Origin of the sequence: Proteiniphilum sp. UBA1028 (assembly GCF_002316955.1) — a bacterium.
Lineage (GTDB): Bacteria > Bacteroidota > Bacteroidia > Bacteroidales > Dysgonomonadaceae > Proteiniphilum.
Genome location: NZ_DCEN01000004.1, coordinates 533 through 12,909, shown reverse-complemented (window position 1 = coordinate 12,909; position 12,377 = coordinate 533). Strand labels below are relative to the sequence as shown.

The 12,377-nt window shown below is 42.2% G+C and carries 6 protein-coding genes and 1 pseudogene; 1 reads left to right on the top strand and 6 read right to left on the bottom strand.

Going from position 1 to position 12,377, the window contains the following annotated elements; genetic code table 11:
• Positions 1-260 precede the first annotated feature (260 nt).
• The 5 genes and pseudogenes from B3Z75_RS00610 to B3Z75_RS00590 all read right to left on the bottom strand — a co-directional run.
• Positions 261-3,521 carry a DEAD/DEAH box helicase family protein gene (locus B3Z75_RS00610; protein ID WP_294066569.1) on the bottom strand — a complete coding sequence of 1,087 codons (3,261 nt, stop codon included), beginning with the start codon at positions 3,519-3,521 and terminating at the stop codon, positions 261-263.
• Positions 3,521-6,904, bottom strand: a complete 3,384-nt coding sequence (locus tag B3Z75_RS00605) for a site-specific DNA-methyltransferase (RefSeq protein ID WP_294066566.1) — start codon at positions 6,902-6,904, stop codon at positions 3,521-3,523. The genes B3Z75_RS00610 and B3Z75_RS00605 overlap by 1 nt, the downstream gene beginning before the upstream one ends.
• Before the next feature lie 28 nt (positions 6,905-6,932).
• Complete coding sequence (locus B3Z75_RS00600; protein ID WP_294066563.1) at positions 6,933-7,760, bottom strand: KilA-N domain-containing protein; 828 nt, start codon at positions 7,758-7,760, stop codon at positions 6,933-6,935.
• Positions 7,757-10,663, bottom strand: a complete 2,907-nt coding sequence (locus B3Z75_RS00595; RefSeq protein WP_294066560.1) for an SNF2-related protein — start codon at positions 10,661-10,663, stop codon at positions 7,757-7,759. The genes B3Z75_RS00600 and B3Z75_RS00595 overlap by 4 nt, the downstream gene beginning before the upstream one ends.
• Positions 10,664-11,114: 451 nt before the next feature.
• Positions 11,115-11,390: pseudogene (locus B3Z75_RS00590) on the bottom strand (IS4 family transposase); the annotation flags it as partial.
• 37 nt (positions 11,391-11,427) lie between these two features.
• On the opposite strand from B3Z75_RS00590, the gene B3Z75_RS00585 reads away from it, so the two are divergent.
• Positions 11,428-11,766, top strand: coding sequence for a hypothetical protein (locus B3Z75_RS00585; RefSeq protein ID WP_294066572.1), 339 nt, complete (start codon positions 11,428-11,430; stop codon positions 11,764-11,766).
• Positions 11,767-11,936: 170 nt separating this feature from the next.
• Here the strand turns inward: B3Z75_RS00585 and B3Z75_RS00580 are convergent.
• Positions 11,937-12,377, bottom strand: a 441-nt coding sequence (locus B3Z75_RS00580) for a hypothetical protein (RefSeq protein ID WP_294066557.1), incomplete at its 5' end; no start/stop codon positions are given.

Below are 12,377 nucleotides of genomic sequence, written 5' to 3'. Positions count from 1 at the left end.
ATTACCCACTCCGCTGATTACCAGTCTTTGTATCGCTCGACTGTATGCCACGTAGAAGAGGGATATGGCAATGTATGTGACTGTGAAAGGGTGGCTTAAACATGGTCAAATTTCAAATTAGCTAGTAGTTTGTCTAGTTGTCCATTAGGTGATTTGTATCCAATCACGATTTTGTCGCTTAGGTTTATGTGTAATAGTTCAGACTTGATCTGACAGTGGGCATTATTTAATTTATGGATTTGAGGTTTCAGATCAATTCATCAAAATTTCTTTAGAGCGTAAAAGAGTTTGTTTAAATAACCATCCCTGTCATCTGTCATGAACAAAACGTGATTGGCTTCCAACTCCTCCTGAGAAATACCCCAACGTAGCTGTGGGTATTTTGTCCAAGAGAGTATGAAACTGTTTAATATGATATCCGGTTTTGCCAATCGTGTTTCAATCTCTTTGATGCGTTGATGAAACAGTAGTTTCTCGCTTGCCGGACCCTCATGAAGCAGTCCGTGTGGCTCGATAAAGGTGACATATTGTTTGTCTCCGTCAATCATCCACAAGATAAAGTCCGGGTGAAAGTTACCCGCTTCAAAAAAGCCGACCCCTTTGCCACGACTTAGATTCCGTAGTAAAAAGAGTTCAACACCTTTTTCTTGGAGCTCCCGCTCGTTGGTTTCTGTCCAATCCTTTAAATCTGTTACAAACTGAAACTCACTTTCATTCAACGCTACCGGAAGGATGGTAATCTTTCCGCCTTTTCTCACATGAAAGAGGGGTTGGAATAGATGCATCCCGAAACGGCATGCCTGCAGATCGCCGGATTTTAGTAGTGACTGTTTGTTTTCTTCCAGTTCTTTCTGAAGCTTGGCAATGGAAAGAATCACCTGTTCTTCACTGCCATCCACGATTAACTGATAGAAATCTTCTTTCGGAATGTTGTCATCCCCCGGAGTCAGCTCTCTTAACTCGAGACGAGGCTCAATAAAAGATCGTTTACAATAGTTGTAATAGTGATCACAGTAACGTTTCAGCAATTCTGTTGCTACTTGTTGCAACAAGAGTACGTCTTCAAATCCTTTGGGCTCCAAACGGGCAGCGGGCAGGTAGAGAGTGTACCAGGTCGTATCCGCAAGAAGTTTCCGGATACCGGATTTATCAATATTCAGGTTGTACCAGCTTCTTTCTCGTTTGAACTGTTCGAGCTCGAAATACAATTCATCCATATTCAACAACGAAAGATGCTTTGCGTTCAATTTCACATCTTCTCTGCTTATGACTGCTGCTCTTCCGTTTGAATGTATGGATTGGATACGCGGATACCAGTCCGATACAACAGGATGCAGTTTCAGGTATTCTGTAAGCTGACCCAGGGTGGGCACCGGAGCATCCTTTTTGAAGTCGTACTCTTTTCCATCATCCGCTTTCCGCTTCGGCCGGATAATCTGAAGTTTCTTGCCGAAATTGTAGGTGACATTGAGAGGAATGGTGAAAACACGTCTCCGCTCATTTCCGGGCAACCCTTCATCGGCAAGGAATTGGCGGAATTTCTCCATAAAGTCGGCTTCAATACCGAATACGTTCAGTGTCTCGAGCTCCTCAATATGTTGGGGCAATGAGAGTACATTGCTGTGTCCGCTTCGTTTCAGGCTCCAGCCATATCCTTTCAATCGCACACCGCGTCCGAACAGCTGAATGATCTGGGCACCCTCGCTTTTCCCCACATGCATCAACCCGAGGGTGCTGACCCGCCAACAGTCCCACCCTTCAACAAATTTCTTCGATCCAATTAACAGATTTACAGGCGATGAGGACTCCTTCACGGTTTCAAACATCGCCTCCGAAAAATCACTATCCGCTATCGTGAGCGATAATTCATTTTGTTTAGCTACACTTTCAATGTGATCGGCAAGAGCCTTGGCATCACCCACGTTTATCAGTCCAAAAGGTGTTTCCGATGTGCCAACACGCAAAGAGATTTCTCCCGATTCCCCCTTCACCCTATCCAGGATTAGATGGCCGCCGCTGTCTGTATTAAACAGACGCTTCAGGATGTTTTTATAGAGATCGTCGTAAGTTAGTCCCGAACTGATTGTTTTAGCCAACCAGGTAAATGAACCCTCGAAGATGTCAATACCTTTACTGTCCATCAGTCCGGTATCCACACCTGTTCCGGTCAATATTGTTTCCATGTGTTTGCGTGATTTCTCTCGGTCGGAAAGAAAATCGTTGAGGAACAAAATGATCTGGGCAACATCGGTCGCAACAATCTGCTCATCTTTCCCAAGCTTGTTCCCTCCGCTCACGGTACTTCCCACAAAAACCCATAAGGGTTTTTCAATATTGAAAGGAGTCAATAGTTGCTTTTTACTGTCGTAAATATCCAACTGTTGATAGAATTTTAAAAGGCAGGCCGTCAGGTATACGGATTTGATTTCATGATCATTTGATTTAGGCAAATTCAAGATCTGGTAATCTTTCCCGAACCCATCTTCATAGAACCAACGGTAGGAGTAATCAAATACAACGGTCTTCGCATAATCATCTTCATGTCCTGTACCGGAAACAGCCTGATCGAAGGTTGCCGAGTATTCAAAGGCAAACCCTTTTTCACAAAGCATGGCACGGTTCTTATACCATGCATTTTCATCGGTCTTGGCATTGGTTCCTGAAAGGCCGCGATGACCTTCATCAACCAGCAACAAGTTCTGGTCGCCAAGACTGCGAGTCGCAATCGTATTTGGTCCCTCTTTCTCTCCCAGCTTGGTGATCTCCAGCACATCCACTCTGTTCATTCCCTGTGCCTGTGTGAAGAGGTTGTGACCCTCCTTCGAGAAGTTCGATGCGCCAATGTTGCTCTCTGCAAACTCACCAATATGCTGTTCACTCAACCTTTCGTTGGGAGTAATCAGAATGACCCGCGAAAGATCATGCTCTTTGCCATATTTCTTTGAATAATAGTTGTATTGCAGGTAGTTGACATGCATCAGCAATGTCTTTCCTGATCCCGTGGCATTCTGTAAGGAGAGTTTATTCAGTTCTTCTTCCTTAAAATGTGCCATGTCGGCATAGTCAGACCAGCGATCATTGAAGCGGTCCACGTATTCGTTCAGTGATGCGAGTAGAGATTCCCGGTTGCTGAAATAACGGTCGAGATATATCTCCACGAAAAGCAGAGAAAGCCATTGGTAATACTTCCATACCACCGGACGATGCCGCTTTTCGTTGATCGTCTGGGTATGCTTTACGATATTCTCCTCATAGGCAAGCAACTGTTCTTTACTCAACTTCGTTTTATCATCCCAAAACAGGTCACTGTTTACCAGTGCATGGTAGAAGTGATGCAAGTTGTCCTTATCCAATCCTTCCTGTCTGGAATCACGAATAGGTTCTGCCAGTTTGTGAAATGGACGTTTCTTTTCATCCTCCCGTAGTGGATCTATTCCAAACAAGCTTATGAGCCACTGATTCAGGAGAAGCTTATCCCTGAATTTGTGAACCTTTGGTCCTTTTGATTTTCTTTTAGCCATTATGCCTCTCCTTCAACATCCCACATGCGTTTGTGAAACTCTTCTTCAATCAACCGTACTTTCCAGTTCTCATCATCCTTCCTGAGGTTAGGGAGATTGTTTGATCCGTTCACATAGATCGTGTCATATTCAAAGTCTCGGGTTGAGATACGGTATTTTTCAAACCACTCATCCAGCATCAGATTGTCTTCTTCCAGGTTGCCTGTAAGTTTTCGCCAGACTATTAACACGTGCTCTTTGATACCGTTATTCGGATTCATGCGATCGGCTGGTACCCAGCCTTCCACTTTTCTGAACCACCATTTACCATCATCATCCAGTTGAATTTTACCATCCACTAAAAGTTTGGTATGTTGGTCCTCCGGAAGTTCTGGATCTGCTTTTCGGATAAAGCTGGCTGTGAATGTCTGTGGCGCTGCCATGTTTTCCAGGCGAAGCCCAATAAGATAATTGAAGGTCTCGATCAGGTCGATCTGTTTCTCAACCTGTTCATCGCTGCCTGGTTTTTTGATCTTCAAAGTATAGGCTGTCGGATCTGTAAATGCGTCAATGTTCAAAAGTGACTGGCTCCCCCGTGTCTCCACATTGAGTAGGTAGTGTAGCATATAATCCTCTTTCAGGGATGGGTTACCCTCTATTGCCCTACCGCGATCAGGGTTATTGTCAAATTCAAGGTTGTTCAGTGTGTCTTCGTATGATTCAAGACGGATATACTTTAAACATTGAGATATTCCTGTGTCGCGGCTTGTCGGTTTACCGTTTTTCCAGTTAGAGGAGTATGTTACTTTTAGTATACGTGGTTTAAGTACTGTATCAAAATGATTTCCCATTTCAACTAAAATAAACCTACGACATAAATCATCCTGCTTGTTTAAATTTATAACTGCGTGACCTGTCGTTCCTGATCCTCCAAAAAAATCTAATATTAAACTACCATCTAAATCAGAGTGTGTAAATATAGCATCTTCGACTGTGAAAATTGACTTTGGGTAACCAAATGGATTTGGCCCGATAATATCATTCAACAGATTTGCACCATAAGTTCCAGCATTATACTTTTTATCTGTCCAGTTACTAAATAAAGCGGTTTTCTTTTCACCATGTTCAATTAATTGATAAATAGTGAAATTCGAGCTACACTTTAATTTACCAGCTTCTACAAGTTTTTTACATGTCTCATAAGCATTACGCCATACTCTTTCTGTTTTTCCTTTTCCAATAGGATAAATTCGTTTTAATCCATCAGATGTGTTTTCTATTGGGTAGTCTTTCAAATCTTTTTCAGGTGGTTCTTCAACTCCAACAACAGCAAAAGTTAAAGGATCAACAAGAATAGCATAAAAACTGTTTGGACGCCCGTATCTAAAGTTACTTTCAGCTGTACCACTCCGCTTGTATGGTCTTTCCTCAATATCTTCATTAATAACTCTTCCAACTAAGGTTCGATCTGAATCTTTACCTACCATTGCAAGCATATACTCATGAGTATTTGCTAATGTAACGGCCTTTCCTCCTTGTGGATGATGATTAATAACTATCATTTCTCTCCTGAAAGGCAAATGTGTATCAATCATTTCACATAATGGCACCATTTCATAGTCATCTATTGCTATGTAGTAAACAAAATCTTCTGATAATAACGGCCAACTAACTTTTATCCGATTCTCCATAAGTGAGAGCCAAGAGGAAGAATCATAAACATTTTTATATAGAATCTTTGAATCTCCAGTATTGTAAGGAGGATCTATATACAAACATTTGACTTGATCTTTGTATCTTTCTTGCAAAAGATTCAACGCCTGAAAGTTCTCCGAATGAATCAACAACCCATCACACTGCTCATCAAAGTTCTCAATCGATTCAATCAGCTTTGTTTTGAATTCATCACTGAAGAAAGCAGTATCCAGTACCAGCTTGTCATTCGCTTTAAGGAATTCTACAGTTAATGGGACTGTGTAGGATATTGTTTCATCTTCAAATAGCTCTTTACTTTTTTTCTTCTCTTCTTCTTGAGTTACTCCAATTTCATCGATGGCAAATAACTTTACCCATTCTTCCCGTTGTGAATCGTTCGAGGCAATCTCACCGTACAATGCTTCAGGTACTCGATCAAGCGTGATACAGTAGTTTGTTTCTGTGACAAACTTCTTTTTCAGCCAGAGTTTCTTTTGGAAATCCTCAAGTTGAGCGAGAAAATCAATCAGTTTGGTGGCTATCTTGCGCATCACCTTGATCTTTGCCAGATAGCCTTCTACGGCTTGTGCATCGGCATTCTCAATGTCGTCAAGACGCATCACTTCGTTTTTGATATAGAAATCAAGTTCCCGCTTGAGGAAGCTACCCAGGTCTTTGTGAATGAAGTAGTCACGGGTATTACGGGCGGTGTATTGGTTGATGTACTTTGTGAGCAATGGTCGATTGGGAATCTTATCTGTTGGAGCGAAAAGATTCAATGCACTGATGTATTCACTCTCTTTATCTATTTGTGATACAGATTCTTTGATTTTAAGGGCCATTGCAAGATTCGGCATGTCACCCTTATTCAGGCTTCTGCCAAATTTCTCTTTGAGTGCCTTTTCTGTCTCTGGATCCACCTCGTTCTTTCCACCCGGCAAGGATTTATATTCAAAATTAACAACCAGTTCTCCACTATCATTCAACTCGACCGGCTTCTCTTCGTATAAGACGAAGAATCGTTTCTTCTCCTCTGATTCCTTCACATTTCCATGCTCACCCTCACTAGCATCTATGATACGAAAATGGATCTTTAGTGGTGTTTCCGGTATACCGTTTAGGACTTTCACATCATTAGTCATCGTCCTGATTTCAACTGCCTGGCTGATATCAAAGCTGAAATTGGAAAAGTAGTCTGCCGTTTTCACATAGTACTGATCCGCATTGGCCCAGTGCAGTTTTACTTCCTCGCCGTTGTACGGGATGGCAAAGGGAGCTGCTTTTCCGGCACTCTCACGGGCATAATAGCGTCGCGATATAAAATCGCCATCGTCATAATATCGTTCAAAAAAACGATATAGATGATCATATATATCAGCTTCGGCAGTTGCTCCATCACGTAGTGCTTCATACCTGGCTCTTGCCTCCATCACTTTGGGGGACTGTTCAGGATCGGCAACACCATATTCTTTTGCTGCTTCCAATTCCCGGGTAATGTTTGCCTCCAATTCAGCTTTTCTGGCTTCATCAATTTGACCGAACGCATCCTCGATAATCTGTAATAGATCTTTGTCTATAAAGGATTTTATTTGCAATGCTTTCGTCTGTATGATGCGGTAAAAACCAAAGTCAAGATCCGGTTGATCCAATTGGAAGAGTTCTGTTAACTTTTTTAATAACCGTTCCCGGAGTTTTTTTGTATTTGACATATAATTATCTCCTGTATGTTTTGTCTGTTTATTGTTGTAGTTTTTTTGTCGTGGCGCTACTCAAAATGGATGTCATCTGATCAATCGCCATCTTATTCAGAATCGACAATCTTTGATCTTGAGTAATTCCCTGTTTTATCAGTTCAGCATTCATACTTTCCATGTTGGAAAGGATTATTAATTGCTGTATTGTGGCACTATCACGAATATTTCCCTTTGCATCAGGATGCTGCTCTTTCCATTCTTTGGCAGTTATACCAAACATTGCCACGTTGAGGATGTCGGCTTCACTGGCATAGGTAAATGTCTGTTGACTCTTTGATACGATATGCGGTATAAGATTTTCTTTGATTGCATCCGTGTGAATCTTGTAGTTGATCTTCGATATGGCCCTGCTCAGATTCCAGTCCAAAGCTTTTTGTGATGTTTCAGACTCTTTCAGACGCTGGTAATCTTTAATCACATACAGCTTGAATTCTGCTGATATCCAGGATGCAAACTCAAAGGCGATATCTTTGTGTGCAAAAGTTCCACCGTATCGGCCCGACTTTGAAATAATTCCTACTGCGTTTGTCGCTTTTATCCATTTCTGGGGCGATAAGGTAAATGCATTATAACCTGACTCCTGTCTAAACCTATCGAATTCGATAGGTTTAAATTCCGGGTTACTCAACGATTCCCAGAGACCCAGGAATTCAATGGTGTCTCTTAAACGCATCCAGTTGTTGATCACAATAAATGCGTCATCCTTGTTTTTGTACTTGGCAATGTCAGTTAAGGAAATAAAGTCATCTTCATTATTCCTGCTGATGATTGCAATCTCTGTACCTTTTGCTTGAATGGTTTTCTTCATCATTTTACCTCCCAGCGAATCGTAAAAAGAGTTTCCCTTTCTGTTTTTTGCTCCATACGCCTGGTCAATTGGTCAACCAGCGAATCCCGCTTTTCTGCAATGTTATCTTCCACATCAAAAATCATCTGCTGTTGCCTACGACGCAAGGTTTCAAGTTTCTTTAACTCTGCCTGAAGATCGGCCTGTTCCTGCATTGTAGGTGCCAATCTGACCTTTCTGCGAATGTCTGATATCTTCCGCTTCGTGTCATCCATCTCTTTTGCCGCCGCCTTCTCCATGTCCTCTGCCCATTTATCCAGCTGAATGCATGCTTCGGACAGGTGCTTGTTGTTCTCTTCAAGGTTCCTGGCAATCGTGGATCTAACGTGCCTTTCACTGTCAGCATCCAGCCGCTTGTCTATCTGTTCGGGAATGGTGATTTCCTCTTGAGCATACCCTATGCAATTGAAGAGCTTTTCTGTGGTCTCCTGATCAAGATTCACACCTGAGTCATCTATCGCGGAGAACAATAGGTACTCTTCCGATTCGAACGAAGTTATCATCAGTTTACAGAGTGTCAGCCAACCTGATTTTCCCTTGAGGCTTTCAATAACTGATATCTTTGTAGGATTATTGGAGATATCAAATTGTACTTTTGAAATGGGACAGGATAAATTCTTGCCGCGTTGAACAACATGTTCGCCAAGCGGATGGGCAAGCCGATACAAGAACTCACTGTTCAGCACTTCCTTGCCTTTTGTGACAAGATGATAGGTGCCCACTCTTGCCTCCTTGATGAGTTGTTTGTGAAGATCGAACGAGAGAGAGGCATCATGGAATGTGGCATCTTCGTTGAGCACATACCTGGTTACTGCCCAGAATTGCTTTCCGATCCGGTCGAGCTTCTCCTGTGTCCCGACCAAACTTCCACTCAACCTTTCATGCACATCCTCATCAAAATGCTCCAAAAGCGCTTTCCGTGTATCTTTCAGCTTGGCCTGAATGGATTCTTCCAACTCTTTTTGTAGTTTGGCAAAGGCTTTCTTGATCTCTTTTTCGCTTCTGCACTCCTGATAGATCTCCAGGACACGTCGTTCGAAATCCACACCGGATTCAATGGTGCCCAATACCTCGTCAGAGGCACCAAACACACCGCTAAAAAGGTTGAACTTGTGTTCAAGCAGCTCATATACGCGCTTGTCGGCAGCATTCTTTTCATTCAGGAAGTTGATAACAACCACATCATGCTTTTGCCCGTAACGGTGACAGCGTCCAATACGCTGCTCTATCCGCTGGGGGTTCCATGGCAAATCGAAGTTGATTACCAAAGAGCAAAACTGCATGTTTAATCCTTCAGCACCGGCTTCGGTGGCAATTAAAATCTGAGCACTGTTTTTAAAGTGATCGAGTATGGAAGCCCGCATGTCTATTTGTCGGGATCCGCTGACTCGTCCGCTATCTCTGTTTTCTTCCAGCCAGTCGCTGTATATCTTAGCGGTTGATCCATCTTTGTTGGTCCCATTAAAAGTGACAACCTGACCTGAATAACCATGGTCGTTAAGATGCTGTAAAAGCCAATCCTGGGTTCTCCGTGATTCGGTAAAGATAACAGCCTTACGCGCTGCACCCATTTCATCCATTTTCTGAAAGCCCACATCAAGCGCAGTCAGCAGTGCCTTTGATTTCGTGTCTATTCCAATGCTAAGTGCCCAATCGATGTATTGGTCAATCTCTTTGATTTCATCTTGCAATTGCTTTATGTCAATCTTTACTTCCGGTACTGATTCCTCGTTTTCTGAATCGATGTCGTTTACCTCATCCTCTTCATCTTTCAGTATTTCATCCAGGAGATCTTCATCTATTGCTTCCTGCTCAATCAAAAGCTCAGTGACAGAACTTCCACTTTTGGCCTTTTCTAACAATCCCGTTAATCGTTCTCTGATTATTTTGAGAGTGCCTGCAAGTGCAATCGGAGAGGAGGCCAATACTTTTCTTATGAGAAGTATGAGCAGGTGTTTTTGTCGTGCGGGAAATGCATAGGTTTCGTCACGCTGCAAATAATCTGAGACAGCTTCGTACAGCTTGTACTCCTGTTCAGTGGGTTTAAATGGACGGGTGATCAGCTTACGTTCAGTGTAGGGAACATATTCACTCACCTGACTTCGGAGCGTGCGCCAGCAAAAACCCTGCAGTCTATCACGAAGCCCAGAAATGTCGCCTCCATTGTTCATATATTGTGTCCTGAATGAAGCCAGTTCTCCAAAGATGTTTTCGTCAATAAGTGTTGATAGACCATATAGCTCAAGCAACGAGTTTTGCAGAGGTGTGGCTGTTAAGAGTAGTTTCTTTCTCTCCTGCGTGGCTTGTCGGATGGTTTGTCCTATCCTGTTGCTCTCTCTATAAGCATTCCTCAGTTTATGTGCTTCATCGATTACAACAAGGTCCCATGGAATGGCACGAATGTCCATCGCCTTACTGGCTACGAAGTGCATGGAGCAGATGAGTATTTTCCGTTCTTCAAAAGGATTGGGATTCCCGTTGTTTTGTGAATCCCGATAGGTCTTGGCATCGAGTATCTGGCTGGGGAGATTGAATTTCTCTTCCAGCTCCACTGCCCATTGTTTGCGTAACGATGCAGGGCTGATGACCAATATTTTTCTGCTGTTTTCCGCCCACTTCTGACAAATAACCAGACCGGCTTCGATGGTTTTGCCAAGACCGACTTCATCGGCCAACAAAACTCCTTTTGATAAGGGGGATCGCAAGGCGAACAAAGCCGCTTCAATCTGATGGGGATTCAAATCAACACATGCGTCAAATAAGGCACGACCAAGACGGTCTACTCCTTTGCCTCCTGCACGCGTCAATTCATGAGCAAAATACTTGGCATGGTATTGTGTAGGTAAAGTGCTATAACTGGATGCCATTTTTACATGAACTTTTTATATAAAATGTTTTACGTTGAGGTGATATCAATTGTGTAATTACCACAACGAATACAATATGTTTGTAGTCTTTATACTTCCACATTTTTATAAAAAAACCATCTTATCATATTATCCTATAAGGTTTTTCAATGATAAGAAGCATAATCCAATTACATCAATTTCTTGGAAATTGAATTAAGCAACGAATTTACGAAAATATTTAACAGCAAACAAAACAATAAATAAACAAGTATGCAATTATAGGGACTCAATTCAAGTGGATCTACAAAGGATTACTTATACATACGATAGGCAAAATTGCAATCGCATTCATTTATCTAATTTTTTGAATACTGATTCGCGCTAATATGCATATAGTAGTGAAAATTAATTGATCCATCGTTATCGGTAGTATTATATATTAGAGCATCCCATTAAAATTGGGACGTTATTAATAATTAAACAAATTTGGCTCATTAAGCCTAAAACGATCTTTGACATTTTGAAATTTAGTTTTGTCGAACAAGTCTCGAAGATGAGTTTTGTCAGTTAAAGATATACTCAAAACCTGCAAAACTTCATATGTGCTTCTGTCAAGTTTCATGTCTTTTTGGACGATTGCAACCAGGCAATAAGTGCATATAGCAACGTAGATTTGAATCGGAACCGCATTCTCGGTTGTACCCCAGAATTTCTTTATTTTCAGATGTTGTTTAAGCCACTTGAAAGACTTATGAGAAGCTACACATAAGTTCTTCAGGGTAATGAAGACAGACTTCGAGGCAAGACCCGTTTTCCTGCAGAGGGATGACAGGATAAGGGCGCACTTCCTCACCTGCCTCCTCTCGCTGTTGATGATGAGGATACTGGAAAAGAAAGTCAACAGGGCGGGCAGGAAGTTCTCCGTCAGGGAGATCAGCGACACCCTGGCCGGGATGGACTTCTGCAGTATCCCGGGAGAGGGGTTCGTCCCGGCATACACAAGGACCACCCTCACCGACCATCTCCATGGTTGGGCCGGCTTCAGGACAGATACCCAAATTATCACCAAACAAACGATGAGAAAAATAATATCATCCACCAGAAAAAAAGATGAAAAATAATTATTGGCCTCTCTTGTGTACCACAAAGTTGAAGTTTTTAAAAGTCCTCAAAGCACCTCCACGACGGGATTAGGCCAAATTCAACTGTCAAAGTCGGGAATATATCAATTCGTGGGTAAATATGGGCAATTTCGTGGGTAAATATGGAATTTATTTTTCGCGGAGATGTGCTAATTATAAAATACCGCCAATACTTTTAAATAGGGAACGCTGTTTAAACTTGTCAAATCTTTGAAATATTGGCTCGACCTGTTGAGTATGGTCTCAATCTCGATCTCCTTGTCTCTCCTGCGTCTTTTCACAAATCCATATTCAGGCTTGTCACCAAACTCAATCTCCATCTGGTGCTCCTTGCTCCTTTTCCAGCTCCTCATCTTTTCTTCGTTAACTGCCATCACTTTCTCCATTTTCAATTGAGGCTTTTGCTGTTGCTGATCCATATGAAGTTGGTGTGCAAACTTGATTGCATCCGGTAACAAGACCTCCAGCTGCTTGATCTCTTCATCGGTTATCTCCACCGTGTAAAGTTCTTTGTTTATTTGATGCTCTTTCAGGAAATCGGCAAACTTCATCGGTCTGTCCGCCAATCCGCCACTCCTGTGCATGGGTAC